This window comes from Delftia sp. ASV31 (assembly GCF_016428765.1).
Taxonomy (GTDB): domain Bacteria; phylum Pseudomonadota; class Gammaproteobacteria; order Burkholderiales; family Burkholderiaceae_C; genus Comamonas; species Comamonas acidovorans.
This window is the reverse complement of record NZ_JAELTK010000026.1, coordinates 1-26379: the sequence shown is the minus strand read 5'-3', so window position 1 is coordinate 26379 and position 26379 is coordinate 1. Positions and strand designations below refer to the sequence as shown.

Genomic DNA, 26379 nt, shown 5'->3' with positions numbered 1-26379 from the left:
GCACATCCCCGAAGAAAACAGCACATGCTTGCGGCCCTCCTGATCTTTGCAGCCACCCTTGTCCTGGTCATCTGGCAGCCCGCAGGCCTGGGCATCGGCTGGAGCGCGTCGCTCGGCGCCATCGTGGCACTGGCCCTGGGGGTGGTGCACTGGGCCGATGTCGCCGTCGTCTGGGGCATCGTCTGGAACGCAACCGCCACCTTCGTGGCGGTCATCATCATCAGCCTGCTGCTGGACGAGGCCGGGTTCTTCGAATGGGCTGCACTGCACGTGGCCCGCTGGGGGCGCGCAAGCGGCAGGCGCCTGTTTGCCTTCATCGTGCTGCTGGGCGCCGTGGTGTCTGCGGTCTTTGCCAACGATGGCGCCGCGCTCATCCTGACGCCCATCGTGATGGCCATGCTGGTGGCCCTGGGCTTTTCTGCCGCAAGCACCCTGGCATTCGTCATGGCGGCAGGGTTCATCGCGGACACGGCCAGCCTGCCGCTGGTGGTGTCCAACCTGGTCAACATCGTCTCGGCGGACTTCTTCGGCATCGGCTTCAACGACTATGCGTCGGTCATGGTGCCGGTGAACCTGGTTGCCGTGGCCGCCAGCCTGGGCGTGCTGTTCCTGTTCTTCCGCAAGGATCTGCCCCGTACCTACGCCTTGGAGCGCCTGCAGCCCCCATCGGCCGCCATCCGGGACCTGGCCACCTTCCGCGCAGGCTGGGCCGTGCTGGCGCTGTTGATGCTGGGCTTCTTCGGGCTGGAGCCGCTGGGCGTTCCCGTCAGCGCCGTGGCCGCGGCTTGTGCGCTGCTCTTGCTGGCCGTCGCCGCCCATGGCCGGGTCATCAGCGCAGGCCGGGTCCTGAAGGGCGCGCCATGGCAGATCGTCGTGTTCTCATTGGGCATGTACCTGGTGGTCTATGGCCTGCGCAACGCAGGGCTGACCGGTGCCCTGGCCAAGGTGCTGGAAGTGTTTGCGGGCGGCGGTGTGTGGGGCGCCGCAATAGGCACCGGCTTTCTGTCGGCGGGCCTGTCTTCCGTGATGAACAACATGCCCACGGTGCTGGTGGGCGCCCTGTCCATCGAGCACTCCGGGGCCACGGGGCTGGTGAAGGAAGCCATGGTCTATGCCAATGTGATCGGCTGTGACCTCGGCCCCAAGATCACGCCCATCGGCAGCCTGGCCACCTTGCTCTGGCTCCATGTGCTGGCCCGCAAGGGCATGACGATTGCCTGGGGCTACTACCTGCGCGTCGGCATCGTCCTGACCCTTCCGGTCCTTGCCATCACGCTGGTCGCTCTTGCCTTGCGGCTAAGCGTGGGCTGAGTGTGGTCTGAACATGGGCTGAACGCCGACCGGCCGGCGCGCTGGCGCATCAGCTGCTGCCGTCCTGCGCAGGCATCGGCACATTGGCGCGGCGTTCAAACAGGTGGGCCATGGCCTTTGCCGCCGCCTCGGCCGCTTCGGCGCGGCGCATCTCGGCCGCGTCCTCGAACCCGCAGCCCATGGCCTGGGCCTCGGTGCCGGCGTAGTCGGCCAGCGTCTCGGCGCTGTCGCGGATGCTTTGCAGGGCGCGGGCCACCACGTCCATGTGGCGATGGCCCTTGGGCGTCTCCAGCCATGCCAGGGCGAGCTGGGCAATGGAGGAGATCTCTGCACAGCCTTGCTGCACGAGATGGTCCACCTGGGTGAGGGCGTTGGACAGCTGCCGGGTGCTGTGGCTGTCTGTGGCGGGGGGCTGGGTGGGGTTCATGCCTTGGCCCTCCGTGTGGAAAGTGCGGCGCCAAAAGAGGGCTCGCAGGCAAAAGCGAGAGAAACGGCGTTCATGGTTCCGTACTCCTATGCGAGATTTGAAACCACCAGCCCCGTGTTTTGAAGCACGGAAAAGGTGGACGGGATGTTCAAAACACGCGCATAGACGTGCGGGCAGCCTTGCGGACAGCCCCATCCCGCCCGTAACCGTGTGGACGAGCGGGCGGGAGCCCACTTGCCAGGTGTTCAGACGTGACGAGGCCTTCTTTCGGGAAGGCTCAACCGCTATACGACGGATGTTTTGAAGCATCAGCCCCGGGACAGGGGGCCGGTGCGGATGATAGCGCGGGAGGGGAGGGGGCGAGACGTTTTTGGGGAGGCAGCTCGTAGCGGTGGAGTTGTCTGCTGCCGGCCCTGAGTCTGCATTCGCGCAGTTGGTGTCGATGACAGCGATGCAGCGATTGCTGGCACTCATGCCCGTATCGTCAGCTTTCGATCACGGCCGCATATCAGTCATCCGAGCACCAAGGGTCAACCCAGCCCAGCGACGGAAGTAGCCGACGATGATCCAGGGGACTCCTAGAGGTCCGCTACTGCAGTCCATGAATAGCCACTGCCGACACAAAGCCGGCGTTCAGCGCCGTTCAAAGGAGCCGCGACGACTTAGCGGGTGTGTACCGTCATACTTCACGTAAGCTGAATCATTTGCAAAGTTGCCATGTACACACTCCGCACATCACGTCCTGAAGATGGTGCCGCTCTGGTTGACCTTTGGCGGCGTTCCGTAGACGCCACCCATCACTTTCTCAGTCCCGATGATCGAAAGGCCATTGATGCCGAAGTGGTCGAGTTTCTGCCTCATGCGCCGGTGACTGTTGCTGTCGATGAACATGACCAGCCCCATGGCTTCATGCTGATCGATGGCACGCACATGGAGGCGCTGTTCATCGATCCGGATGTCCGTGGCACCGGCATCGGCCGCAGGTTGTTGCAGCATGGATTGGCGCTGCACGGGGCATTGAGCACAGACGTCAACATGCAGAATTCCCAAGCGGTTGGCTTCTATCAACGGATGGGGTTCGTTGAAACTGGACGTTCGCAGGTGGATTCGCAGGGACGCCCTTATCCTCTTGTTCACCTGCGATACCAGGGCTAGCTGGAAGCAGGCCGCTGCGGCTTGGCGAGCCAAGCCGCAGCTCGCATGGGGCCTGCTTTGCGGCAGCAGCAACCCCTTACTGTGGACTGCTGCCCCCTTGGTTGACGCTCAGATACACGGTCGGCAACCACCGTTTTTGTACGCTTTTAATTTGATGGATAGACAACCAGATACAGGCATGAATTTGAAATTTAAGCGGCTCACTGAAGTTGATCCGGCTCACATTGTTTCGCTGAACAACAATCCAGATGTGCTGCGACAAATGCCGCTTGGAAGTGCGAATTTCGACCTGGCGAAAGCAAATGAATGGGCTCGGCAAAAGGATGCCCAGTGGCAGCAATACGGCTATGGGCCGTGGGCGTTTGAAATTGATCAGCAATTTGCCGGCTGGGGCGGTTTGCAGTACGAGGAAGGTGATGCCGACCTCGCTTTGGTGCTTCACCCCAAGTTCTGGGGAAGTGGCAAGGCCATCTATCAAGAGATAGTGAAACGTGCATTCACTGGCTTGGGGCTGAACTCCATCACAATTTTGCTGCCACCTTCAAGAACCAGAATAAAAGGGATTCTCAAGCTGGGATTTCGGCCAGATGGCGCATTGGATATCGAGGGGACCCGTTTTTTGCGCTATCGCCTGCATGCACCCGGCAAACCCGATTGACCAGATATTTGAGCAGCGCGTCTTGATCCCACGCGCTCATACCTTGGCGAGGAAGGCCGCCGCATCACCCGCTTCACACTTCCAGTCTGCGAAGACCCCAACCAGGTTGCATTCCACGCAGCGGCAAGCGATGTAGTACCAGCGCACGTCGTGTGTGCCCTCGTACACGGAGACGCCGGACATCAGTTCGAACGTCTCGTTCTCGCACACGCACTCGTGTGCCTCGGGGGTGGCCTCTTCAACATATTCCGCGCTGTCGCCCATCAGGTGTTCCTGCCCGCAGTCGGTGCAGGTGCGGATGGCCACGCCGGCTTCTTCATCCGTCTGCAGCGCAAAAGTACGGCACCCGCAATCGCATTTGGACGAGGCAAACCGGACGGCCTCATGAAGATTCGCAATGCTGTAGCTGCGCAGCTCGGCTTGGGTGTCGCCGGAAGTTGTCCCGTACCAGAACTCGCCTTTCTTCGTCAGTGCCATTGATACTGTTCCATTCTTCAAGTTGGGCTTCCCGGCAGACCTGACGCCAAGCTTTCCCGATGTTCCGGATTTTGCCTGATGGCACGGTGAATCGTCGCCAAGGGGCCGGGCCGAGGTGGACGCCGGCAAGGGCTGCGGAAATCCATGGATGCTGGTTCTTGGAGACTGCAGCCAGAGACCATCAAGTTCAACTGTTGATCGCCGCCGATGTTCGATGTTGAAGCTTCTGCGTCAGCTCTCAGCCTGAGACCATTGTTCGGAAACCTGCAGCTGCCGGCTGCTCCGCAGCGGTTGCCGCCGCCCAGGGCCTCCTCGCGAGCTCGCTGCCGGTGCCGCGCGTCAGCAGCCGTGTGCACGCTTGTGCGAAAGGAAGAAGCGCAGCATCTCGGCGCTGGCGTCGATTCCTCCTGGCGTGGTGTAGCTGCCCTCTGAGCTGCCGCCGGACCATGCGTGGCCTGCGCCATGCAGTTGCCAGTGTTCAATGGCGGTACTTCCGTCGACCGCGACATAGGCAGAGCGGGTGAATCGCTGGCGGTTCGGCGCATGGCCCTGGATGACGCGAGGTGCGCCTTGGGGACATTGCGCGGTGCGTGCAGCATTCACCACGGCCGCGCCGTTGTCGTGGTGCACCGTCGTGTCGGCATCGCCGTGAAACACGATCACTGGACACACGCTGGGACCGCTGGCCGAGCCTGATGCTGCGCCTCTTCGCATCGCCTCGAGGGCTGATGGCAGATTGGACGCAGCACCGGCGGGCAAGCCCGAATGCACACCCACGGCGGCGAACAGCTCAGGATAGGTGCGTCCCAATATGTCCGCCATTGCACCTCCAGCCGATAGTCCGGCGACATAGACACGCGATGCGTCCGCGCCATGGTCGGCCACCATCTGGCGTGTGAGGCCCGCCAGCAGTGCTGGCTCGCCCCGGCCCCGCTGCTGATGCTGGGCCTTGAACCAGTTCCAGCATTTTTGCGAGTTCGCATGCTGTGTTTGTTCAGGATAGAGCACCAATACACCAGCCCTGCGTGCCTGGTCATTCATGCGCGTGCCGGCGGCGAAGTCTTCCGGCCCTTGGGTGCAACCGTGCAGCATGAGGACGAGCGGCCGAGGCCCCGCTTCAAGTGCACTGCCTGGCGGCACATACAGCCGATAGGCCAGCTGCCGGCCTCCGTGCGAGTAGCTGCCGCGCAGCCATTGCTCGTCGCTGGAGGTGTTTGCCTGCGATGAGCCCGCAGGCACGGCGAGTTCGGGAGCATCGTCGATGAAACGGGCTTCGGCATCGACGATCCAGCCTTCTTCCCTATGACTGGTTGCGGCTGTCTTGCCGTGGGGCGCGGGCGCGCTTTCGCCTCGCAACGTGCGCTGAATCAGCTCGGTTGCTTCCAGCAAATTGCCAGTGCGCGTCAGGCGTGTAGCCTCGCCCAGCATGTCGTGAAAAAGCTGTTTCATGGAATGGTTCTCAGGTAATGCGGCCGGCCAGAGCGGCACGAACGGCGGGGCTGGCCTGGAGCGCTCCCAGCACCGTGATGGATTCGATGGTTTCTGCGGCCAGCTGCGCAGGCACGTCCTGCGCGATGCTGGCCAAGCCCAGCACCCGGATCTGCAGCTTTTCCCCGGCAGCCTGCACCCGCATGAGATCGGCCTGGGAGAAATGCTGCATACCCAGGACCAGCATCTTGCGGGCGACGACCTGTTGCAACGCGTCCGCGTGGCTGCGCAGGTGATTGCGTATCGCTGTACGGATGAAATCACTGCGGTTTGCGTAGAAGCCTTCGGCGACCAGCAGGTCGATTTGGCCCAGGTCGACATAGCCCAGATTGATGGTGAGCTTTTCGGATTCGCTCACGCGAGGGGTGGAGGTGGTTGTGGCCATGGAACATCCTTATGCCATCCATATGGATGGTTTGAGGATGGTTTCAAGGCCTGATGTTTCAATTTGACGCTGCACGTCGTGTGGTGTCCGGTGGACGGGCGCTCCAGCGTGTCCGTTGCCATCATTGCCCTGTCACGTCTGGGCCTTAGGGTGGCCGGGCCGGGCCGCCGCGCCCGGCGTTGCTCAGCCATGCGCCAGGAGACTCCATGCAAGATTTGCAGGCAGGCTCGCCGCGCGGCCCTTGCGTTTGGGGCCAGCCCGGCGAACGGTTCAATACCTGGAGTCATCTGGCAGCCCTGCCCATGGGCCTGGCGGCCAGTGTGGTTCTCATCTGCGAAACGGTGGCCGGCGGCGATGCGCGCAAGATTGTGGGCGCTGTGGTGTTTGGCCTGTCTCTGGCGGCGCTGTTTGGCGCATCGGCCCTCTTTCATGGCTGTACCGGGGTGCGCAAGGGTTTCTGGCAGCGCGTCGACCACGCCTGCATTTACCTGCTGATTGCCGGCAGCCACACGCCCTTTGCCTTGATGGCGCCCCCTGGCTTGTGGGCTTGGCTGCTGCTTGGCGGCGTATGGGGACTCGCATTCCAGGGTGCGATACGTGCACTGGGTTTCGATTCGCCGCCGCGCCTGTCCCTGTACATCAGCCTTGGCTGGCTCAGCTTGGGGGGCGCGGTGCCCGTGGCCTTTCGCCATGGTGCGCAGACCCTGGCCTGGCTGCTCGCCGGCGGACTGCTCTATTCGGCAGGAACGGTGTTCTACCGTCGTCTGGCGAGCATGCGCCACGCGCACGGCATCTGGCATCTGTTCGTGGTTGCCGGCAGCGCCTGCCATACCGTCGCGGTAGCCGGTTTGCTGGCCTGACCTCCTGCCATTCATGGCTTCGACACCCTGCCGTCCTGATGAGGCTGTTTGCTTACGCAATTTCGGCGGGGCGGACCTCATCGAAAATTCTGGTGTGGGCTTAAAACATGGTCGAGGCGGGGTGCATCTATCTCTTCCTCATCTTCGAGGAGAAGGCCATGACTGCATCGATTTCACTGAGGTCACTGCTTGGCAGGCCGCAGGACCCTGATCTTGCCGATCAGGCGGTCCCAGGGCACGGCGTTCCTTCGCAGGACCCCGACCAGGCAGCACAGATTCGAATGGGCAAGGCAGAGGCCTTGCGGGAGTCCAAATCAACCATGGTGGCCGGCTTCATGATTTTTGGCGCAGCACTGGGGTCTGTGCTTGGCGCGGCCGTGGGAGGACCGGTTGGAATATTCGTGGGGGGCGCCGTCGGTGGCCTGGTGGGCGCCGGATGCGGGGAGGCGGCTGGAGCCACGTGGATCAAACACAAGGATTGATGGACCGGCCGGATGCAGAAACCCGTCTTTTGCGTCCATTGAAATCAAAAAGGGCCCGAGGGCCCTTTTTCGTTACGGAGCGGCTGGATTACTGCTTCGGTTGCCCTTGATGGGCTTGCTTCTTTTGCTCTTCAGCGGAGCCCGGCTGGTGCTGCTTGGGAGCAGTTTGCTGTGGCTGGGGCTTGCTGGGCTGGCCAACGGGCTGCTGGCTTTTGCCTGGCGTGTTCTGGGAAACGGACATGTGAAACTCCTATGGTCTTCAAAAGCCAAGATGGCTCCTGAAAGTCCACTGTGTTCCTGGTCCAGCTGATGGGATGTAGTCAAACCGGCCGCAGACAAATTATGTTGTAAGCGTGGCGGCACAAGGGTTTTCGGGGGGCTTTCTGGATGCGGGGGCCCGCAGGGCCAGGCACAGATGCCACTGCCGGTATGTGCGGTACCGCACAGAGCTGGTGGGCCTGGCCCGTAAGATGCAAGAGCGTCATTTCTGCTGTCTCCAGACTCTCTTGAAGTGCCGGGATGACTGCACTGGAATTGCCTTTATGCCCTCTTGCGCCGCGTCCACCGGCAATCATTTGCTCGCCTCCTTGCCACCCGAGCCATGGCAGCGGTGGGAGCCTGCGCTGGAGCCCGTGGAGCTTGCCCTGGGCCAGGTGCTGTATGAAGCGGGCCGGGTCATGAGTCACGTGTACTTCCCCACGACGGCGATCGTCTCCCTGCTGTACGTGATGGAGAACGGTGCGTCGGCGGAGATCGCGGTGGTGGGCAACGAAGGGATTGTGGGCATTTCCCTCTTCATGGGCGGAGGGTCCACAACCAGCAGGGCGGTCGTTCAAAGCGCCGGCAGGGGCTATCGGCTGAAGGTCGGCGCCATGCAGGCGGAGTTCGAGCGCGGTGGCCCGGTTCTTCACCTGTTGCTGCGCTACACGCAGGCGTTGATCACCCAGATGGCCCAGACCGCCGTCTGCAACCGTCACCATTCACTTGACCAGCAGCTTTGCCGCTGGTTGCTGCTGAGCCTGGACCGGCTCCAGGGCACGGACCTGGTGATGACGCAGGAGTTGATCTCCAACATGCTCGGAGTCCGCCGCGAGGGAGTGACCGAGGCCGCGCTGAAGCTGCAGCGCGCCGAGATCATCCGCTATTCGCGTGGCCGCATCAGTGTGCTGGACCGTACGGGCCTGGAGCAACGCTCCTGCGAGTGCTATGCGGTGGTGAGAAAAGAGTACGACCGGTTGCTGCCGGACATCACCGCTTGCTAGGTCCCGATCGCGGCCTCTTGCACAGGGATGACGAAGCAGCTGTGCGCTGCCAGCTCTGTCCAGCGCAGCCTCTGCGATACCTGCAGCATGACCGCGCCCTCCCCGGCACACCTGGCCGCCAGCGCGTCGGTGCTGCCGCGAATCAGGAGAAAGCGCATGCTGCGGCCCTCCCGTTTCAACACCAGTTCGGCCTGGGGCCAATGGGAAGGAAGGCAGGGGGTGAAGAACAGTTCCCCGGCGTGGATGTGCAGCCCCAGGATGGATTCCACCGCGGCGCGATGCATCCATGCAGCCGAGCCCGTGTACCAGCTCCATCCGCCCCGTCCGACAAAAGGGGGCTGGGTGTATACGTCTGCTGCCATGGCGTAAGGCTCGATGGCGTATTGGCTGCCCCATACGGGATGGCTGGCGCGATGGGCCGGACTCAGGTAAGTGAAGTACCGGTAGGGTGTGTCCTGGAGGCGCTCGCTGCCGGTGGTGGTGGCGGTGGCGGTGGCGTGCGCCGCCTGGCGCAGGGCCAGCGAAGCGGCGGCCATCACGGCCCACGCTCCGGCATGCGTGTACTGCCCGCCGTTTTCCCGCACCCCTGCCGGGTAGGCTTGGATATAGCCTGCATGCGGAAGGCCATGGACCAGGGGCGGTGCCAGCAGCGGGATCAGGCCTGTATCGGGCTGGACCAGTTCCGTGTCCACCGCTTCCATGGCAATGCGCGGGCGCGAGGTGCCTGACGTGGTGACCAGGACCGACCAGGCCTGCGCAATCAGATCGATGCGCGCCTCGGGCTGCCGGGCCGAACCCAGCACCGTGCCGTCATCGAAGAACGCCCGCCGGTACCAGCGCCCATCCCAGCCCGCAACATCCAGGGCCTGGCGCCAGCCGGCCAGGGCTGTCTGCCAGGCGTCGGCGCGTGCTTCGTCGCCGCAGCCGCGTGCCAGCGGTATCCAGTCCGTGACGATGGCGCACAGGAACCAGGCGAGCCATACCGATTCGCCCCGGCCTTGGTGACCAACGGCGCTCATGCCATCGTTCCAGTCTCCTGCGCCCATCAGGGGCAGGCCGTGCACGCCCACGGCAAGGCTGCGGTCGATGGCGCGCGCCGCATGCTCGTAGACCGATGCCGAAACTTCGCTGATGCCCGGTGTTTCGTAGACGTCGTCCACGCCGTCGGCAATGGCAGGCGCCTCCAGGAACGGAACCTGCTGCTGCAGCAGCGCCGTGTCGCCAGTGGCCTGGAGATAGTGCGAGCAGGCGAAGGGCAGCCACAGCAGGTCGTCGCTGCAGCGGGTGCGCACGCCGGCACCCGCAGGCGCATGCCACCAGTGCTGCACGTCCCCTTCGAGAAATTGCCGTGACGCGCACAGCGTGATCTGTTGCCGCAGCACGCCGGGATCGGCCCAGACAAGCGCCATGGCGTCCTGCAATTGGTCGCGGTAGCCGGTGGCGCCTCCCGCCTGGTAGAAACCGGCCTTGGACCACAGCCGCGAGGAGACCGTCTGGTAGGGCAGCCAGCGGTTCACAAGCACGTCCATCAGCGGATCGGGCGTGTGGATCTGCGTGGCCTGGAGCAGGCCATCCCAGTAGTCGCTGTTGGCCCGTTCTCGTGCCTGGGGGGCCAGGACGGTGGCTTGCTCCAGCAACTGGCGCGCCGCATCGGGACTCGTGGCATGGCCGATCAGATAGGTCTGCTCCCAGGCCACGCCGGGCCGAAGCGTGGCCAGGCGCGACAGGGCTGCGCAGGGTTCGAGCCCGTATCCGCTGCGCTGCCCCAGCTGTGCCGGGAGCTGCAAATGTCCGTCGGATGCAAAGAACTCGCTGCGGTCGCAGGTCCAGTCAAGGCTGTCGTGCTTTCCCGCGAGGGTGCCTTCGCCGGCATGCGATTCGCAGAAGAAAGCCGTGCCGCCGCCAAAGCCGCCCGCAGCCTCGGTCTGGGTGCATAGCAGGCCCAGAAAGCGCTTGTCGGGCGCCGGTGCCCACAGGGCCATGGTCTCCAGCGTGGCGCGGTCGGCCCGGCGCTCGCCCAGCATCCACTCCACCATGCCCGCCATCCTCAGGTGCATCTTGGAGTTGCCATGGTTGACCAGGGTGATGCGCACTTGCTTGACGGCCGTCCTGATGTCCACGCACCAGCGCGCACGGATGCCCAGGTCGCCGTGGCGGTGGGCGATTTCAGTGAAGCCCTGGCCATGCACCACGCTGTAGCGGGCCTGGGCATGCCCCCAGGCGCTGGGGGCCACGCTCCATGTCTCGCGTGTGCGCCGGTTCTGGAGAAAAAACCACTCGGACGGCATGTCGCAGACGGGATCATTGGACCAGGCCGTGACCTGATTGAGCCGGCTGTTGATCGCCCAGGTATTGCCTGCGCCGCTTTCGGATATCTGCCCTCCGAAGCTGGGGTTGGCCAGGACGTTGATCCAGGGCCTGCCCGGACGCCGGGATGCGCTGACATCGAATTGGAAGTGGCCATGGTCGCCGAGGAACTGTCCGGTCGATGCGGGGACAGCCGAGCCCCGGCTTGGCTGGACCGGTATTTTCTGGGGCAGATGCGCTGTGCGCCGCCGGCTGGCCTGGGCCTCGAACTGCTCGCTCCAGGCATGGATCTGTTGCAGCAATGCACGGCCATCGGCATGCAGGCGCACACATGCCAGGCGCTCCAGGCAGGCTGCCTGCGCGGGGGTGAGCGTGTCCTGGCCCAGGACATGAAAGCCTGTCGTGCTCAGCCCTGGGCGGGCGTTGCCGGCCGCCTCATGCTGTTCGCCGATGGCGTTCAACTCGGCCTGCACCGGCATGTAGTAGGAGTGGAACTCGCTGCTGAGCACGACCAGGTCGCAGGCCACGCCGGCACGCGACCATTCGCCCAGGGCCTGTCCCAGTATGCGCAGCAGGCCCAGGCCCTGGGGAGCCGCGGCACTCACCACGATGATCGGCCTGTCGCCCGAAAGGCCCAACTGCCACAGCACGCGCCGGTCCTGGATCTGCGGCAGGCGGACGGCGCCTGCGCGATGCGGGTGCAGGCCGGGCTGCAGCTTGGGCAGGGTGAACATCAGCGCCGTGCCCAGCAGTTGCAGTGCCGGCAGGTACTCGGGCCGGGGCCGGTGCTGCAGGGCATCCTGGCCCTGCGCCAAGGTGGCGGAGATCACGGAGGTGCGCTCCACATAGCTGGGCTGGCGGTACTTGTCCAGGATGGCCATGAGGGTGCTGGCACTGTCGCAGGCAGCCGTCGCAAACACCACGCTCACTTGTCTGCCAGGGCCCACGCGCATGCGCACGCCCAGCACGGCGACGGGGTCCAGGCCGGTGTCCAGCGCGACAGCTTCACCCGGTGCGGGCTTCAGGCACGCCTGCGGCTGGCTGGCCGCGTGATTGCGGCCGGCCCATTTCGCCCGATCGCTCTGGTAGCGCAGGCCCAGGACCTCCCCCTGCGTGCCGGCCACGAAATGGGCCATCTGCACCACCTTCTCCTCCTTGTGGCGGGCAACCCGCTCAAAACGCATGCCCTGCTGCTGCGCCAGCCAGTGCGCTTTCACGAACATGCTGGAGAACGCCGGGTGGGCCTCGTCCGCGCCCGCGCCGGCCAGGACCACCTCCATGGCCGATATCAGCTCCACGTCCATGGGCAGGTTACCCAGGTTGTTCAGCACGACCTTGCGCAACTCGATATCGTCTTCAGGGCTGATCCAGACCGTGGTGCGCACACGCCACTGCGGCCAGCGGGCATCGAAGCACATGCGGTCCGGGTGGAACGTGCTGGTGTAGGCCGCCTGCGGATCGGGTGCCGGGCTGCGGGTCACGGACACCGGGGCGCTGTCCCGGTCCGTTCGCAGGTAGACAAAGCTCCCGTGCGCATCGCGCAGCAGGTCATCGCGCCAACGCGTGATGTGGGTGTTGCCCAGGCGGCTCCACCCGGCTCCGTTGGCGCGCAATGCAACGCTGTAGCGCCCATTGCTCAGCAAGAGGGTCGGCTCCAGGGCCCGGACCCCCGGGACGACGGTGCGGATCGCGTTGGCAGGCCGTCGGGACTGGGCATGCAAAAAGGGTGCGGCCAGCGCGCCGGGCCTCAGGCCTGCAAGCTCGCGGGGGGTGCGCTCCTGCAGCAGCGTGGACATGGCCTGGATGCGGGGGTGGTCAGAGCCCCAGCGCTGTGCAACCCCTTGCAGCAGCACATTGGCCAGGGCCACGATGGTCATGCCCTGGTGATGGGCCATGTAGGTGCTGACGAGCGTGAACCTTCCGCCATGGATTTGCCGTGCGGCAGAAAAGTCCAGGGCCTCGTAGAAGCCATAGCGCCCGCGCGCAGCCAGGGCGGCCAGCGCGCGGAAGTTCGCGCACGCGGGTACCGCAGCCACCTGGCAGGCCAGCGCCGTGGCGTAGGGGGCGATGACTTTCTCTGCCATCGGCGTGCGGCGCAGTGCCAGGCAGGGCACTCCCTGGGAGGCGTACTGGTAGGCCAGCGACTGGTCGCGCGCCGCATAGGCGCTTTCCGACATGCCCCAGGGAATGCCCAGGCCCTTGGCAAAAGCCATCTGCTCGCGCAGTGCGCAGCGGTTGGCCTCGTCCAGCGCGCTGCCCGCTGGCTCCACTGCCACCAGCGAAGGCATCAGGTACTCGAACATGGACCCCGACCAGGACCGCAAAATCGCGTTGCGGCCATGGGCGAAGAACGGCCGGCCCAACGCCTTCCAGTGCCTGGCGGGAAGGTCGCCCTTGGCAATGGCCAGCAAGCTGGTGGTGCGGGACTCGGAGGCCAGCAGGTCGTAGAACGATGCGTCGAGCTGCTGCTCCTCGAGCCGGTAGCCTATGTGCAGCAATTGCCGCCGCGGGTCGAGCAGGAAACGGAAATCCGCATCCCACGCCAGCTGCTCCAGGGTGTGGGCCATCGTCCGCAGGCGCAGGGAGATCGCATCTTGCTGCCCCGCGCCGACGGCGCTGACGTCCAGGGCCGCCGACTGCAGGGTGGCCAGCAGGTCGGCCAGCAGCCATGGCAAGGGGTCCTGCGGCCCGGGCGGGGTGTCGGCCACGGCCCCAGGTTCCGGCAGATCGAGCGCGTGAAGCTCCGCAAAGGCGTCGCGCAGCAATCCCTGCAGCATCATCTGGGCCGATATGTCTGCGGGATCGGCCAGGGGGCTGTCCAGCAACTGGCCGATCGCCGTCTGCTGCAGCGGGCGCTGCAACAGGCGCGCTGCGCCCGCCAGGCAGGGTTTCAACCGGCGCCTGGCCGCATGGATCGCCTGCTGGCTGGCCGCAGGATCCAGCGGGGCGCGGGCCAGCTCAAGGCAGGCGCGGGATACGGCAAGCAGATGGGCTCCGAGGTTGCCGCTGTCCACGGTGGAGACATAGCGAGGCAGCAGCGGCTGCAGGCTCTGGGTGTCATACCAGTTGAGGAAGTGGCCGTTGTGGCGCTCCATCCTGGCCAGCGTGGCCGAGGTCGCTTCCAGGCGCATCAGCAGATCCTGGGTGCCGATCCAGCCGAACTGCCGCGCACAGGCGGCGCTGAGCAGATAAAGGCCGATGTTGGTGGGAGAGGTCCGGTGGGCGAGCACCTCGAACGGCGCCGTCTGAAGGTTGTCCGGGGGCAGGTGGTTGTCGCCTTCGCCCACGCAGCGCTCGAAAAGCCGCCAGGTGTCGCGCGCAATGTCCTGCAGCAGTTCGCGGTCTGTGGTCTGCAGCCCTGCATGGCTGAAAGGGGCCCGACACGGGGCATTGCACAGCCAGACCAGGGCCGGGGTGAAAACCCAGGCGGACAGCAGCAGCCATGCCGCAGCTGGCAGCGGGGCGGGCAGCAGCCACAGGGCCGCCAGCAGCGAAAGCGCGAGCACGGTGCTGTGCCAGTGCCTTGACAAGGCCGGCGCCCAGCCGGGCCGGATGGCGGCATGGGATGCTTCGGCGGTGGTCCATTCCAGCAGATGCCTTTTGCTTACGGCCATGCGGTACAGCGTGCGGGCCACGGCATCCGCGTGGAGCATGGCCTGCGGCAGCAGTTGCGCCAGGTACCACGCGCCGGACAGTGCTACCTGCAGCAACTGCCGTGCGCACTGCAGTGCGAAGCGGCTGCCCACGAATCGCGCATGGTGCGGAAGGGCACCGGCGATGGCGCCTATCAACGGCCCGGTGATGCAGGCCGCCGCCGCCAGTGCCAGGGACAAAGGCAGGGCCAGGCCATGTCCTGCCATGGACAGCACGATCAGCAGCAGCGACACGGGCGCAACCAGGGAGCGGCGCAGGTTGTCGAACAGCTTCCATCGGTGGATGGCCGCCAGTTGCCAGTATCTGCCGTGCCACAGCACGGGCAGCAATTGCCAGTCCCCGCGCACCCAGCGATGCAGCCGGGCTGCTGCCGTGTCGCTGTGCAGCGGGTCCGACTCCATCACGGTCACATCGGAGATCGCCGCGCAGCGGGCCAGCGAGCCTTCCAGCAGGTCATGGCTGAGGATGCGGTCCTCGGGCAGGCGCTGCGACAGCACGGCGTGCAGGGCCTGCACATGGAGAAGGCCCTTGCCGATGAAACTGCCTTCTCCAAAGAGGTCCTGGTACACATCCGAAGTGGCTGCGCTGTAGGGGTCCATGCCCCGCTGTCCGGAAAAAAGCCACTGCCAGGCAGAGGTTTGCCGCGTCTGCGGCAAGGGTGCCACCACGTGCGGCTGCAGGATGCCGTAGCCGCGTATGACCTTGCGCCCGGTGGCATCCAGTTCAGGCTGGTTGTGCGGGTGCTCGGCGATGCCTACCAAGGCCCTGACCTGGCCCGGCGGCAGTTCGGTGTCGCTGTCCAGCGTCAGCACATAGCGCACGCCGGCAGGCAGGTCGGACAGCACGCCCATCTCCAGGAAGGGGGCCGGCATTTCCGTCGCAAGCGCGGCCACCAGTTGCTCGAGCTTGCCGCGCTTGCGCTCCCAGCCCATCCACAGGCCCTGCGTCGCGCTGAAGGACCGGGGGCGGTGCAGCAGCAAAAAGCGCTGGGCCTGGCCCTCGCCGGCGGGGTAGCGCAGGTTGAGCGCCTGTATCTTTTCGCGTGCCTGCGCGAGCAGCGGCTCATCGTCGGCCGTGCCCTGCAGGTCCGCATCCGCCCAATCGCTCAGCAGCGCGAAATGGACACAGTGCTCGGGATTGGCGAGATAGTGCAGCTGCAGCCGGTGTGCCAGTTCGGAGATGGCAGCCGGTTTGCTCAGCAGCGCAGGAATGACGACCAGGGTGCGCGCCGAGGGGCCGATCCCCTCCTTCAAGAGAAAGCGCGGCAGATGCGCTGGAGTGGCGGACTCGCATATGAGCCGGTTCACCAGGGCCAAAACCGCCTCGGAGGCCGGGAAAAACATGAGCAGTCCCAGCAGGGCCAGGCCTGCATGGCCCACCCATGCGTCCAGCGGGCCCAGGGGACCCAGTGGACCCTGCATCGCGGCGGCATTGCCTGCGCCGTTGAGGTGCAGCATCCATGCCACCAGGGCCAGCGAAGCCGCCACAACGGCGCCGATGTAGGTGACCGTGCGCGACAGCAGGAGGATGGCATACCAGCGGTCCGACAGGGGCCGTCGCGCGCCGAACATGTTCTCCAGTTGGGCGCGTCCCTCTCCCTGCAGCCAGTACCCTGCCAGTTGGGCTGCGCCCTGCGACTGGCCCATCAACCGGATGAGGGCCCTGGCCACAGCGGCTTCGGAGCGATCAGGGCTGCGCGCGGCCAGGCGCTCTATGCCATGCAGCGTAGTGTTGCGGCTGGCATCGTCCTCGGCCAGGAAAACGGGCGAGGCCTGCAGTGCGCGCACGACCAGGCTGGTCCTGCCCACAATACCGGGCCAGTCCCCGGCGCCCACCAGCCGCAGCGAGGCCACCGCATTGCCCACGCTCAGGTGGTCGGCCGCGCTGTCGGCATGCTGCTGCACCTGCAGTGCCGCCAGATCGGGCACTGCACTGCGCAGCCACTCTTCGATCTGCATGTACGCGCCGTCGCTGAAGACCGAGCGATGCCCAAAGAGTGTTTGCGCCAGATGGGACAGGAAGACCTGGCCTACGCCGCGCAATTGCATCAAGCGGTGGATTTCGTGGAAGCCGGCGGCATCGAGCCTGTCGATATGGCCCGCAGCCAGGGTGGCCACCTCCTTGGCCGCCGCCTGGCACGCAATCCGCTCCGCCAGGCGCCTCAAATTCTCGACCAGAATCACCCGCAGCGTGGTGGGCAGCGCCCAGAGCTCACCCTGGCTGAGTTCGCTCTTGCTCTGGTATGCGTCAAGAAAACAGGTCAATAGCGATTCATCGAAGGCACCATCGGTGTGGGCGACAAAGGACCATGCCACCTGGTAGATGCGTGGAAGGCCTGTGAGCGGGGCCTCCTGCAAGACGGGCAGCGAGCGGTAGTAGCGGATGGAAAGGCCTTCGCTGATCTCCCGCAACTGATCCTCGATCAGGTGGAAATTGTCGAAAAGCCACTCTGCGCCAGATCCCAGCTCATGGCCCTCCTGGTGCAGGCCGGCGATGTACCTGAATGAGGTGCGCAGGGATCTGAGATTGTTTTCAAGACGTGGATAGAACGTCGCCTGGCCAAAACGGGGGCGGCCTACGGCATGCGCGCCCCCCAGGGTCATCCCATACTGTTCAAAGTGTGCGCAGCCAAAAAGCTCCGACCTGATGGGTGCCAGGACTTCTCCATGGCGGGCATCCAGCAGGTGGCTGATATGTGGCGGTATCCATTTCCAGCGCTTGCGCATTTGCATTCATGGCTTCCGGGCAACGCACTACAGTGCAAGCCACACGACGGCGGCCAGGGTTGCGATCAGCAGCATTCCCGTCAGCGTGCGCTCGCCCAGCATGCGGTGGATGGCCGTGAATCCCGTCCAAAGCGCGAGCAATGGCCTTCTCAGCGCATCGCAGTGCGCCAGGTGCTCGGTGAGCATGAGGCGATCCATCTGGGACAGGCTGGCAGGCCCGCCGACGCAGGAGGTGTCCCAGGTCGGGACGAGGTTGGAAAAGCGGGGCATGGGCGGAACTCCTGGTGCGGATTGCGCGGATGCAATCCCTTGGACACATGCCCTCTTGTAGGGAGCGCAGGCCGCGGCGTCTGTGCGCAGACGAACATTCACGGGCAACACGTGGCGATGTGCCCTACCGCACCGACGGCGATGTGCGAACAGGCCACTGTGGGACGGCATGGCAGGCACAGCGCAGCGCGTGGGTGCGGTGGACGGCGTTCCTGACCAGGGCGGGCAGCCTCCACGCCATGCACCAGTCCACTACGTTTCAAAGAGGTTCTCCCATGAAAAAAATCAAGGTCAATGCGCTCGCCCTGGCGGCGACAGTCCTGCTGATGGGCCTGGCCGGCTGCGGCAATATGTCCAAAAGGGATCAAAGCACGGCGATCGGTGCGGGTGCAGGAGCGATCGGCGGGGCCGTGCTCACAGGAGGCAGCGCTGTGGGAACGGTCGGTGGTGCTGCGGTCGGTGGAGTCATCGGCAACCAGGTCGGCAAGGACAAGAAGTAAACCTGGCCATGCAGGCTTGGCATCCTGCATGGCCATGCAGAAATCGCTGGCGGATCAAGGGCTTGTCTGTGAAATGGTGAAGGCGATATTCATCTTCCGGATCTGCGAATCATCCGTTTCCCTCAAGCATGGCGAATTCTGAGGAACACCATGGCTCAAAGGTATCCAAGGCACATCGGATCAAGAAGAACAGGTGCTTTTTTTGCAGACGAAGCAGGCCTTCGCCCCCACGCCATCCAGTCGGATTTCGAGCGAAATCACTGGCTGGGCGTCTCCGTGGAAAATCGAATGCGCAAGGGGCTTGAAGCCTGTTTGCAAGGCCTGCAGCGGCAATGCGATTCACTGCGCGAGGAGTTGCACAACACGCGTATCGCCCTGGGAAAGGCGCATTTCGAGCTTGACAGGACCAAGGCGGATGAACGCGCAGCGCATCACCTGGCGACACATGACCATCTGACCTCCCTGCCGAACAGGTTCTCATTCCTGGATCGGCTTTCCAGAGCGATCGGCTTTGCCATGCCCCAGGCCATTCCCATCGCGGTGTTGTATATGGATCTGGATGGCTTCAAGACAATCAACGATCTCCATGGCCACAGTGCAGGAGATGAAGTCCTCAAGGTCGTATCGGGCCGCCTGAGATCCTTCATCCGCCGCGAGGATCTGGTGTGCAGGCTGGGAGGCGACGAGTTCGCATGCCTGCTGGAGCCCTCTCCGGAAATGGAGCAGCTGCGCGCCCTGGCCAGAATGATCTGCAGGGAAATAGCCAACCCCATTCACTGCAACGGGCTGGAGCTGAAAGTGGAGGCCAGCATGGGCATCGTGATCGCACACGAATGGCCTGTGTCTGCGGAGCAATTGATTGCTGATGCGGATCGCGCCATGTATCGGGCCAAGCGCATGCGCAGCGGCTATCAGTTCAGTGTTTTTGAGGGCACCTAGGCCCGCCCCGTAAGCAGCAATACCACGACCACCACCACCAGCAGGCTTATCGCAATGCTGGGAGCGTATCCCCAGTTGCGGCTGTGGGGCCATGAAGGCAGAGCGCCTACAAACACCAGGATCAGGACGATTAGAAGAATGGTGGTCAGACTCATGATGCTCTCCAAGGCGCTTTGCAATGCACTGCGTAGAGTTGCATTGCATCGTGTTCCCAAGCGATGGTCTGTGCGCTGGCGCACGTCCTTGGATTTTTGACTTGTTGACTTTTGGCCTTTCAGGCCGGAGTGCCCATGATTCTTGAATAGATTTGTCTGTCTGCCGCGTAGCAGCTGCACGCCCTGTTTTCCAGCGCTGCGCGGTTCAATACCATCATCTCACCACGTTTGTAGGCAATCATGCCGTCGCTCTGAAATCTGCTGGCGATATTGGTGATGCTGACACGCCGTACGCCCAGTATCAGTGCCATGAATTGCTGTGTGACATGAAAGCTGCCGGCACATCGGTCGCTGCTCATCAACAGCCATCGGGCCAGACGGGAGGCTGCCGTATGGTAGTTAAGGCAGACTGTGAAACGTGCCTGTTGATGCAAGCGCACAAGTATGAAATTTTTAATCAATTCACCGAGCATGGGGATCTCTGTGCACTGCTTTTCTAGATCCGTGCGGCTTATTCGCCAGCAGGTACCAGATTGCTGTACCAAAATCTTCCAAGGAGGAGGTGTTGCATGGCCTAGAATGATTTCTGACCCGACCATCGCCTCATTCCCTACCATGCCTATTCCCAGGGAATTTCCCAGGGAATGGTTGCTGTTGATTTCCATGACCAAGGAGATGCAGCCGCTTTCAGGAAAGTAAGCGTGCTCCAGAGGGTTGCCTGCTTTGCTCAATTCTGATAATGCGATCAATTTGAAGATTTCACAGTGCTCAACAAAGTGATCTGCCGATGAAGGATAAAGCAGGCGTATTATCCTGTTTTCAATATTGGCATGATGGGCACCCGAATTTTTCATACAATTCCAATGAAATGAGTTTCGTTCATTTCTCGTGATGGATACCTCGATGACTGACGCTGAAGCCAGGTCATCAGATGATTTTTCTCTTCAAGCAGGCCGCACTATTGATCATGGTGCTTTTTTGATTCCATGTATGTGCGGCTGCGTACGCAAAGCCCGCTGCCGGGAAGGCGGTGTTTCATATGAAACTCAGTTCTGCTGCCGAATCCGAGATGAGGTCATTTAATTGCGCATCCAGAATATTTTTTCCATGATGTGCGCTGGCGAACGGAAAAATAGCAAAAATAGATCAAAAAATAACGCTGGCCGGCCTACGCAACTAAAAAAAACGAAGAAATGCCACGCACGGAAGGCGCCATGACCGCCAATTCAAAAATCTCGGAACTTGGGCGCCGGCAGCGCCTTGCAGAACAACCAGCGAGTGACCGGTCTTGACCTTTGCAGCCACTCACGCACTGCGCCGTGAATGTCGCAGTTCAGCCTGAAACAGCCAACCCAAGCGGGCGTCGCAAACAGCCGCTCCTGGCCGAACCAGCCCCCGATCACCCCATCCCAAAATCCACCCACCCCATCCCCACCCCCCGATTCACATGCCGCTGCCCACCCACCACCAACTCCGAATCCAGCGTGGCCAAAGCAACGGAGATCCAGGCGCCCTCTGCGTAATGCGCGCTGTGCCACGTCAGCGATGAGCCGCATTGCTGGCAAAAGCAGCGCGTGATGCCGGGCGATGAGGCAAAGGAGCGCAATTGCTCCTGGCCCTGAGTGAAGACAAGGTCCTTTGCCGGCACGCTGCCGTAGGTGGCGAATGCGGCGCCGTGGGCCTTCTGGCAGATGCGGCAGTGGCAGTGCGACACGGCTTTGGGGCTGGACCGCAGTTCATAGGCGATGGCGCCGCACAGGCAGCTGCCGGTCAGGGCAAGAGAGGGGCTATCCGGGGCGTTGCTCATGGTCGGTCGGGCGCAAAAAAGGCGCATGCAATTGTGCATGCGCCCCAATGCCGCGACAGGGACGCGCGGCAACCCCAGGAGTCATCCGTTTCGTCAGTCGCCGATGACCTGCAGCCCGCTGCCGTCCCCATGTGCCTGCAGGCACATTCTTCCGAGATCGTTGAGAAAGCGCAGCACTGGCATCTCGCCCACGCAGGCGGGGATGGCGGCCATGATGTCGTTGTGCAGTTCCAGCAGTTGGTCGGCGGCGACGAACATGGCGGCGGATTCGCCGTAGTAGTGCCGCCAGAAGTCCTGCAGCAGGCCGTGGCGGGCCTTGCCTACGACCAGGGGATAGCCGTTTTCCCAGACCTGTGCGTCCATGGAAAGGCTGGCCAGGCCAGGGTCAACAGGCCGCGCGCTGGCGGGGATCAACAGTACACGTCGCATGTCCATGCTCATTTGCGTCTTCCAGGTGCGCCAGTGGACTCGGGCAACCCGGTCCGGGAGGAGGGTGAGAGGGTTCGCACCGCAGGCGGCAAGAACCGGTTCCCACTTTATTCACGTGTGCACAACAAGAAAATTACAGCTGATTACATGCGGCGAGCGATGCGCCGTGTGCCTGCCGTTCTCCGTTGCAGTTCGCCGTTCAGGCGCTGCGCGCCCCGCCTTCGATCTCGAACGGAAAGTCCCCGAAGCGCAGGCTGCCGCGCCGCCGCTCCACCAGGGCGGGCGAGGCAGCGCATTCGGGCAGGGCGCTGAGGATCTGGTGCTTGGCGCGGAAGATCTGGATGTTCACGTACGAGGGCTCCACGCCCAGCATGCGTGAGAGCGCATCGAGCTCTATCCAGCCCTGGCTTGCGGGGGCCAGGCCTTTTTCTGCGTCCTGCTGGCGCACGCGGGCCAGGGTGACCAGGGTGTAGTGGTGTATGCGTTCGCCCAGCGCAATGGGTTTGCCGTCGCTCATGACGGTCAGGCTGGCGTGCTCTTCGTTCTGGCTGACGGTGAAGCGAAAGGACACTTCCGGCGGCTTGGGCGCACGCGGGTCGAAGCTGCTTTCCCGCGTGGATTCCAGGTCGTCGCATTGCACGAATTCCCAGCTGCCAGCGGAGGTGTGGACCATGGCACCGTCCACCAGCGGCTCGGTGCCGTCGCCGGACTCCTGCAGCCAGCGGCCGTCCTCGAAGAAGACGTTGGCTTCGGGCTCCTGCGCGTCGGGCAGCAGGGTGCCGCGCGGGTTCAGGGCCAGGGGGCCGTCCTGGGGCAGGCCCGGGCCGGGGCTCAGGCAGGTGATGGGAGGTCCCAGGTCTTCCACGGTCCAGGCCGCTTCTGCGCCTTCGCCCATGCTGAGCTTGGCGCCCACCGCCAAAACGGTCCAGCGGCCGGCGACCAGGCGCACGCCGTTGAGCATGGTGCCGTTGCGGCTCTGGTCCACGATTTCCCAGGTCTGCCGGTTCCAGCGGAACAGTGCGTGGACCTGGGAGACGTCGGGCGCCTTCATGACGGTCTGGCAGACCGAGGGATGGCGGCCGAAGGTATGCAGGGGCCGCAGCACGACGATGCGGCCGTCGAGTTGGTTACGAAAGAGGGCCATCGCCTCGAATTCTCCTTGGGGCTTGTGTGAACAGGGGGTGGGCTGGGGGCGCATTGGCCCGGAGCCGGCAGCCTGTTGCCAAGCTGAGAGAGTACATGCCCGCTGCGCGTTTCAGTTTGTCAAACGTACAGAGCCTGCGGATTCAGTTCGGATTCCTGCAGCGGCCGGCTGCGCCAGCCCAGGGCCACGGGTACGTTGCGCAGCCGTGGATTGCCCAGCTCCGGCCAGATATGGCACAGGCCGGGAATCACGACCTTGACGGTGTGCACAGGGATGTCGGGGCGCGAGTGGTCGTAGACGATGGTTTCCAGGCCCAGGCCGCGTGCGATGTTCACGCAGCGCGCAATGGCCTGGGCAATGTCTGGCGGCGTGGTGTCCGGCGTGTGCCCAGACAGAGGCGCAGGCTGTTGCGGCGGTGCATCGGCGCTGTCCGCAGGGTGCAGGAAGGCCTGCAGTGGCTCGGGCACGGCAAAGCTTTTGCCGGCCGCGATCAGCTGGCTGATTTCGGTGAGGGCGCGTTCGCAGGCCAGGGCGAGGTCCAGGCTGCAGCCAAAGCCCACGGCCCATTGGCCGGTCTGTGCATGACGGCCCACGGAGACGACCACGGGTATGCCGAAGTCGTGCGTGATGTCCAGCAGCCAGTACGACCATTGCGGGCCGCAGCTGCGGTCCAGGCGCTGGCGTGTGGCCTGGTCGATGCCTTGCAGCGCAATGGCGGGCCTGCGGATCTGGCCGTACCACCAGATGGCGGCGGCGTCGCGTTCCACCAGTTCCATGAAGCCTTGCAGGATGGCTTCTTCCCGCGTGTTGCCTGCGGCGCAGCCGTTGGAGGTCCAGCCCACGTGGTACTGGCTTTGCGCAGGCGCATGGGCCAGGCAGAAGGCCAGCGGCAGGTAGCGGCGCGCATCGGCGGTCAGGGACCAGGCGGGAGCCCACCACAGGGGTTCGCACTGGCCGGCGCTGGGGGCCACGGCATGCGGCGGCCTGTCGGTGGCAAAGCCGGCAGTCTGCCGCTCGCTGAAGCGGGCCAGTTCCGTGGGCGTGATGCAGGGCGCGTCCAGCTCGGCGGCGGGGCCGATGACCACGGCTTCGTCGCCCTGGTGGAAGGCGGCGTAGCGCTCCACGGCTTCGCACATGGCGCTGGCGCGGGCCTGCATGGCCGACAGGCCCTTGCCCAGGCACAGCTGTGTTCCGGAGCCGGCCAGGCTGGTGCTGCCGGGGGCCGGTGTTCTGAAGATTTCGCTGCGGTAGACGGTGAGCGCTTCGTCTGTCTCGGCCGTCAGCGGCGTGACGCTGGCAATCACGCCGGTCAGCGGGCTGACGTGCTGCGACAGGCGCTGCACCGTGGTCTCGGCCGGCACGCTGCGCCAGCCGCCATCGGCGCGCGCTGCATGCGTGCCTGGAACTGGCGCAATGCGTTCACGCTGGCGCAGGGCCATCAGCCCCGGCGTGCCGCAGTGCGGGCATTGCGGGCGGGCGGCCACCGGGTGGGGCTGCTCAGGCTCCAGCGTCCACACGGTTTGCGCCGCATCGGTGTGCGCCAGCAGGCGCTGCACCATGGGCAGCAGGGCCTGCAGCCGCGTGGCGATGAGGTCGGCGCCGGCGCGCACGGGCGGGCAGCGGTCGCTGTCCTGAGGCTGGCCATGCTTGCCGCCGCGTGCGGGATGGTTGCGTTGCCAGCGGTGTGCGAGGCAATGCCAGCAGGCCGCTGCCTGGGGTTTGAAAAGCGGCCCCGCCATGGCCTGCTCGCCCGCTGGCCGCACCAGCAGCCAGGGCCGGCCTGCGGCACGCTGGTTGGCGTCAATGGCGCCCAGGCGCGGGTCCAGATAGTCGTCGCAGAAAACGATGGTGAGGGGGGTGGGGGCGGGGGCCTGCGTGGCCACGGCCGCAGCAACGGCCACAGCCCAGTGGCAGGCGGCTGTGCTGTCCAGCGCTGCAGTCAGCATGACGATGTCGATCTGCTCCGATGCCTGCAGGCGCACGGACGGGGCCGAGAAATCCGGTTGCAGATAACCGGGGCCGTTCAAGCCGCTGTGCTGTACCGGCTGGACCAGGCCCTGGCGCAGCAGGGCGCCCAGGGCGTGCAGCATCTGTGCAAGCGGCGCATCGGGCGCTGCGGCGCAGTGCTGCATGAGGCTGGTGCCGGCCTGCAGCGGGGCGTTCAGCGCCAGCACGGCGGCGGAGCCCAGGGCCAGGGTGTCGCGTTCGCTGGCCAGCAAAAGGCGGTCGCCCTGCTGCACGGGCGGCAGGAATTTCTCGTGCCAGCGAAAGGCGTGGGCGAACAGGTCCGGGGCCGTGGGCTCAGGCAAGAGACGGTGCTCCGAGTTCAAGGCGGACGACGGCATAGGGGTGCTGGCCGGTGGTGGCGTGGAAGGCGGTCTCGAACAGCTGGTGCTGCTGCGAGAAGCGGGCATACAGGTGCTCTTGCAGGCTGATGCGGATGGCGGGGTGGATGCGCTCTATCTGCGCGCCGTCCGCAAAGCCGGAGACGACGGGCAGGCGCATTCCGCCCACCTGCATGGGCAGCCTCGCAAGGGCCGGGTGCACATGGTCGAGCACGACGGTGCACGGCGGGCTGCCGGGCGCGGCAAAGCGCTGGGCCAGCTGCTGCAGCATGGCCTCCAGCGCAGCCTGGGGAAGATAGGGGCAGACGCCTTCCAGCAGCACCAGAACGGGCTGGTTGCCGGGCAGGGCGGCGGTGTCCAGCCAGGAGGTGTCGAGGATGGAGCAGGCGAGGTTGGCTTCAGGGCCTGCAATGTATTGCGCGCGCAGGGCGATGGCGTCGGGCAGGTCCACGTTCAGCCAGCGTGCGGTGCCGGCCTCGGGAGCCAGACGGTTGCGCCGCGTGCACAGGCCTGCACCCAGCGCAATGCACAGGCCGGATGGATGGGCGGTCAGAAATTCGGTGGTGAGCCGGTCGAACAGCTGCGAGCGCAGCACCACGCTGCGTACAAAGGCGGGGTCGGCCGCATGGGCCTCGCTGGCCTGGGGCAGGGCGGCGGCAATGCGGCGCGCCTCGGGGTCGGAAAAAGGCGGCAGTTCCGGCAGTTCCGAGGAAGCTGCCGGACCTGCCGCCCGGGCACGTGCCGCCAGCGTCAGCAGCAAGGTGGCCGTGGCCCCTTGCAGCTGCGCCGGTGCCGTATCAGCAGGTAAAGGGGTAGGCGTCACCGGTGTTGTTGTAGGAGGTGAGGGCGATGGCCCACAGGTCCTGCTCGGCGGGTGCCACCGGGTAGTTCAGCACGATGCCGTTCTTGATGGCCGTGCCGTCTGCGCGCTGCAGGTTCCATTCGCCGCGTGCCGCATCCCAGGTGAAGGCCTGCTCGGTCTCGAAGCGCACCTGGAAGTTGAACGGGTTGTTGTAGCCCAGCCATTGGCTCAGCACGGGGGCCTTGTCCTTGCCGTCGTCACGCGTCAGCTCTGCGTGGAACTCGGGCGACTGCCAGGCCAGGGCGATGGCGCGCAGCACCACGCCGCCAAAGGCCAGCAGCGAGTCCGGGCCGCCGCCGGGGATGCCCAGGCCCGTGGGCAGGGCGGCCTTGAGCGTGCCGTTGCTCGGTTCCTCGAACGAGGTGCTGACGCCCATGAAGTTGGGGAACAGCTGGTAGTAGGCGGCCAGGGCCTCGGAGGCGTGGGTCTGGGGCGCCTGGGGCAGGACGATGACGAATTCATCGTCAGGACCGATCCAGCCGGCCGTGAGCACGGGCTTCCATTCGGCGCGCTGGGTGGGGTCGTCGCTCAGGCGCAGCGACACATCGACCTGTGGCCACTGGGTCGGCAGGCTGAAGTCGCGGTGCAGCATGGGCTGGATGTCGCGCTGCCCCAGCAGGTCACGGCGGTAGGCGTCATCCTGCCAGGAGCGGGCGATGGCCCGCAGATAGGCAAGGCGGAATGCGAGCAACGGTTCAGTATTCTGCAGCTGGGTGGTCATGTGACTTCATCCTCG

22 protein-coding genes are annotated in these 26379 nt (G+C 64.7%); 8 read left to right on the top strand and 14 right to left on the bottom strand.

Annotated elements, in window-relative coordinates; translation table 11 throughout:
* Positions 1-24 precede the first annotated feature (24 nt).
* Positions 25-1311 carry an arsenic transporter gene (locus JHD82_RS11730; RefSeq protein WP_199136588.1) on the top strand — a complete coding sequence of 429 codons (1287 nt, stop codon included), beginning with the start codon at positions 25-27 and terminating at the stop codon, positions 1309-1311.
* Between the two features lie 49 nt (positions 1312-1360).
* Here the strand turns inward: JHD82_RS11730 and JHD82_RS11725 are convergent, their stop codons facing one another.
* On the bottom strand, positions 1361-1738 hold the full coding sequence (locus JHD82_RS11725; RefSeq protein WP_199136586.1) for a hypothetical protein: 378 nt from the start codon (positions 1736-1738) through the stop codon (positions 1361-1363).
* 717 nt (positions 1739-2455) lie between these two features.
* Between JHD82_RS11725 and JHD82_RS11720 the strand changes: the two genes are divergently transcribed.
* Together JHD82_RS11720 and JHD82_RS11715 are read left to right on the top strand one after the other, a co-directional pair.
* Positions 2456-2893: an acetyltransferase gene (locus tag JHD82_RS11720; RefSeq protein ID WP_082848098.1), complete on the top strand. Its 438-nt coding sequence runs from the start codon at positions 2456-2458 to the stop codon at positions 2891-2893.
* Positions 2894-3071: 178 nt separating this feature from the next.
* Positions 3072-3551 carry a GNAT family N-acetyltransferase gene (locus tag JHD82_RS11715; protein WP_233174704.1) on the top strand — a complete coding sequence of 160 codons (480 nt, stop codon included), beginning with the start codon at positions 3072-3074 and terminating at the stop codon, positions 3549-3551.
* 36 nt (positions 3552-3587) lie between these two features.
* On the opposite strand, the gene JHD82_RS11710 is transcribed toward JHD82_RS11715, so the two are convergent.
* The 3 genes from JHD82_RS11710 to JHD82_RS11700 form a co-directional block, all read right to left on the bottom strand.
* Positions 3588-4028 (bottom strand): hypothetical protein, encoded by a 441-nt coding sequence (locus JHD82_RS11710; RefSeq protein ID WP_047216890.1) that lies wholly within the window; start codon positions 4026-4028, stop codon positions 3588-3590.
* 339 nt (positions 4029-4367) lie between these two features.
* The gene (locus JHD82_RS11705; protein WP_199136584.1) at positions 4368-5477 is read right to left on the bottom strand and encodes a PHB depolymerase family esterase; all 1110 of its coding nucleotides are present in this window, start codon (positions 5475-5477) and stop codon (positions 4368-4370) included.
* Between the two features lie 10 nt (positions 5478-5487).
* Positions 5488-5901 carry a CopG family transcriptional regulator gene (locus JHD82_RS11700; protein WP_013801892.1) on the bottom strand — a complete coding sequence of 138 codons (414 nt, stop codon included), beginning with the start codon at positions 5899-5901 and terminating at the stop codon, positions 5488-5490.
* Between the two features lie 206 nt (positions 5902-6107).
* Here JHD82_RS11700 and JHD82_RS11695 point away from each other — a divergent pair, with 206 nt between their 5' ends.
* The 3 genes from JHD82_RS11695 to JHD82_RS11685 all read left to right on the top strand — a co-directional run bounded on the left by JHD82_RS11695 (position 6108) and on the right by JHD82_RS11685 (position 8505).
* Positions 6108-6761 carry a hemolysin III family protein gene (locus JHD82_RS11695; RefSeq protein WP_199136582.1) on the top strand — a complete coding sequence of 218 codons (654 nt, stop codon included), beginning with the start codon at positions 6108-6110 and terminating at the stop codon, positions 6759-6761.
* 158 nt (positions 6762-6919) lie between these two features.
* Positions 6920-7243 carry a hypothetical protein gene (locus tag JHD82_RS11690; protein ID WP_071957174.1) on the top strand — a complete coding sequence of 108 codons (324 nt, stop codon included), beginning with the start codon at positions 6920-6922 and terminating at the stop codon, positions 7241-7243.
* A gap of 542 nt (positions 7244-7785) precedes the next feature.
* Positions 7786-8505, top strand: coding sequence for a Crp/Fnr family transcriptional regulator (locus tag JHD82_RS11685; protein WP_013801895.1), 720 nt, complete (start codon positions 7786-7788; stop codon positions 8503-8505).
* Here JHD82_RS11685 and JHD82_RS11680 read toward each other — a convergent pair.
* Both JHD82_RS11680 and JHD82_RS11675 read right to left on the bottom strand, forming a co-directional pair.
* Positions 8502-17198 carry a GH36-type glycosyl hydrolase domain-containing protein gene (locus JHD82_RS11680; RefSeq protein WP_199136580.1) on the bottom strand — a complete coding sequence of 2899 codons (8697 nt, stop codon included), beginning with the start codon at positions 17196-17198 and terminating at the stop codon, positions 8502-8504. The genes JHD82_RS11685 and JHD82_RS11680 overlap by 4 nt on opposite strands.
* Positions 17199-17219: 21 nt before the next feature.
* Positions 17220-17462, bottom strand: a complete 243-nt coding sequence (locus JHD82_RS11675) for a hypothetical protein (RefSeq protein ID WP_013801897.1) — start codon at positions 17460-17462, stop codon at positions 17220-17222.
* A 275-nt stretch (positions 17463-17737) separates the two neighbouring features.
* Here JHD82_RS11675 and JHD82_RS11670 point away from each other — a divergent pair, with 275 nt between their 5' ends.
* The gene (locus tag JHD82_RS11670; RefSeq protein WP_013801898.1) at positions 17738-17962 is read left to right on the top strand and encodes a glycine zipper 2TM domain-containing protein; all 225 of its coding nucleotides are present in this window, start codon (positions 17738-17740) and stop codon (positions 17960-17962) included.
* A 150-nt stretch (positions 17963-18112) separates the two neighbouring features.
* The gene (locus JHD82_RS11665) at positions 18113-18901 is read left to right on the top strand and encodes a GGDEF domain-containing protein (RefSeq protein ID WP_080736917.1); all 789 of its coding nucleotides are present in this window, start codon (positions 18113-18115) and stop codon (positions 18899-18901) included.
* Here the strand turns inward: JHD82_RS11665 and JHD82_RS11660 are convergent.
* The 8 genes from JHD82_RS11660 to JHD82_RS11625 all read right to left on the bottom strand — a co-directional run bounded on the left by JHD82_RS11660 (position 18898) and on the right by JHD82_RS11625 (position 26364).
* Complete coding sequence (locus JHD82_RS11660) at positions 18898-19056, bottom strand: DUF3309 domain-containing protein (RefSeq protein WP_199136578.1); 159 nt, start codon at positions 19054-19056, stop codon at positions 18898-18900. The two genes, JHD82_RS11665 and JHD82_RS11660, sit on opposite strands and share 4 nt — an antisense overlap.
* A gap of 119 nt (positions 19057-19175) precedes the next feature.
* The gene (locus JHD82_RS11655; RefSeq protein WP_199136576.1) at positions 19176-19910 is read right to left on the bottom strand and encodes a Crp/Fnr family transcriptional regulator; all 735 of its coding nucleotides are present in this window, start codon (positions 19908-19910) and stop codon (positions 19176-19178) included.
* A gap of 545 nt (positions 19911-20455) precedes the next feature.
* On the bottom strand, positions 20456-20863 hold the full coding sequence (locus JHD82_RS11650; protein ID WP_199136574.1) for a GFA family protein: 408 nt from the start codon (positions 20861-20863) through the stop codon (positions 20456-20458).
* 93 nt (positions 20864-20956) lie between these two features.
* Positions 20957-21292: a hypothetical protein gene (locus JHD82_RS11645; RefSeq protein ID WP_225970979.1), complete on the bottom strand. Its 336-nt coding sequence runs from the start codon at positions 21290-21292 to the stop codon at positions 20957-20959.
* A gap of 199 nt (positions 21293-21491) precedes the next feature.
* Positions 21492-22436: an FHA domain-containing protein gene (locus tag JHD82_RS11640; RefSeq protein ID WP_012206172.1), complete on the bottom strand. Its 945-nt coding sequence runs from the start codon at positions 22434-22436 to the stop codon at positions 21492-21494.
* Positions 22437-22555: 119 nt separating this feature from the next.
* The gene (locus JHD82_RS11635; protein WP_199136572.1) at positions 22556-24781 is read right to left on the bottom strand and encodes a TOMM precursor leader peptide-binding protein; all 2226 of its coding nucleotides are present in this window, start codon (positions 24779-24781) and stop codon (positions 22556-22558) included.
* Entirely contained in the window at positions 24738-25604 is an 867-nt protein-coding gene (locus JHD82_RS11630; RefSeq protein ID WP_307838094.1) for a class I SAM-dependent methyltransferase, read from the bottom strand. The genes JHD82_RS11635 and JHD82_RS11630 overlap by 44 nt, the downstream gene beginning before the upstream one ends.
* Positions 25579-26364, bottom strand: coding sequence for a BMA_0021/BMA_0022 family TOMM bacteriocin (locus tag JHD82_RS11625; RefSeq protein WP_012206169.1), 786 nt, complete (start codon positions 26362-26364; stop codon positions 25579-25581). Before JHD82_RS11625 ends, JHD82_RS11630 begins: the two co-directional genes overlap by 26 nt.
* Positions 26365-26379: the final 15 nt, after the last annotated feature.

What these genes read in the sequence shown, in the direction of transcription:
- JHD82_RS11730 (WP_199136588.1), top strand. Translation starts at nt 25, where the DNA reads ATGCTTGCGGCCCTCCTGATCTTTGCAGCCACCCTTGTCCTGGTCATC.
- JHD82_RS11725 (WP_199136586.1), bottom strand. Translation starts at nt 1,738, where the DNA reads ATGAACCCCACCCAGCCCCCCGCCACAGACAGCCACAGCACCCGGCAG.
- JHD82_RS11720 (WP_082848098.1), top strand. Translation starts at nt 2,456, where the DNA reads ATGTACACACTCCGCACATCACGTCCTGAAGATGGTGCCGCTCTGGTT.
- JHD82_RS11715 (WP_233174704.1), top strand. Translation starts at nt 3,072, where the DNA reads ATGAATTTGAAATTTAAGCGGCTCACTGAAGTTGATCCGGCTCACATT.
- JHD82_RS11710 (WP_047216890.1), bottom strand. Translation starts at nt 4,028, where the DNA reads ATGGCACTGACGAAGAAAGGCGAGTTCTGGTACGGGACAACTTCCGGC.
- JHD82_RS11705 (WP_199136584.1), bottom strand. Translation starts at nt 5,477, where the DNA reads ATGAAACAGCTTTTTCACGACATGCTGGGCGAGGCTACACGCCTGACG.
- JHD82_RS11700 (WP_013801892.1), bottom strand. Translation starts at nt 5,901, where the DNA reads ATGGCCACAACCACCTCCACCCCTCGCGTGAGCGAATCCGAAAAGCTC.
- JHD82_RS11695 (WP_199136582.1), top strand. Translation starts at nt 6,108, where the DNA reads ATGCAAGATTTGCAGGCAGGCTCGCCGCGCGGCCCTTGCGTTTGGGGC.
- JHD82_RS11690 (WP_071957174.1), top strand. Translation starts at nt 6,920, where the DNA reads ATGACTGCATCGATTTCACTGAGGTCACTGCTTGGCAGGCCGCAGGAC.
- JHD82_RS11685 (WP_013801895.1), top strand. Translation starts at nt 7,786, where the DNA reads ATGCCCTCTTGCGCCGCGTCCACCGGCAATCATTTGCTCGCCTCCTTG.
- JHD82_RS11680 (WP_199136580.1), bottom strand. Translation starts at nt 17,198, where the DNA reads ATGCAAATGCGCAAGCGCTGGAAATGGATACCGCCACATATCAGCCAC.
- JHD82_RS11675 (WP_013801897.1), bottom strand. Translation starts at nt 17,462, where the DNA reads ATGCCCCGCTTTTCCAACCTCGTCCCGACCTGGGACACCTCCTGCGTC.
- JHD82_RS11670 (WP_013801898.1), top strand. Translation starts at nt 17,738, where the DNA reads ATGAAAAAAATCAAGGTCAATGCGCTCGCCCTGGCGGCGACAGTCCTG.
- JHD82_RS11665 (WP_080736917.1), top strand. Translation starts at nt 18,113, where the DNA reads ATGGCTCAAAGGTATCCAAGGCACATCGGATCAAGAAGAACAGGTGCT.
- JHD82_RS11660 (WP_199136578.1), bottom strand. Translation starts at nt 19,056, where the DNA reads ATGAGTCTGACCACCATTCTTCTAATCGTCCTGATCCTGGTGTTTGTA.
- JHD82_RS11655 (WP_199136576.1), bottom strand. Translation starts at nt 19,910, where the DNA reads ATGAAAAATTCGGGTGCCCATCATGCCAATATTGAAAACAGGATAATA.
- JHD82_RS11650 (WP_199136574.1), bottom strand. Translation starts at nt 20,863, where the DNA reads ATGAGCAACGCCCCGGATAGCCCCTCTCTTGCCCTGACCGGCAGCTGC.
- JHD82_RS11645 (WP_225970979.1), bottom strand. Translation starts at nt 21,292, where the DNA reads ATGCGACGTGTACTGTTGATCCCCGCCAGCGCGCGGCCTGTTGACCCT.
- JHD82_RS11640 (WP_012206172.1), bottom strand. Translation starts at nt 22,436, where the DNA reads ATGGCCCTCTTTCGTAACCAACTCGACGGCCGCATCGTCGTGCTGCGG.
- JHD82_RS11635 (WP_199136572.1), bottom strand. Translation starts at nt 24,781, where the DNA reads ATGCCGTCGTCCGCCTTGAACTCGGAGCACCGTCTCTTGCCTGAGCCC.
- JHD82_RS11625 (WP_012206169.1), bottom strand. Translation starts at nt 26,364, where the DNA reads ATGACCACCCAGCTGCAGAATACTGAACCGTTGCTCGCATTCCGCCTT.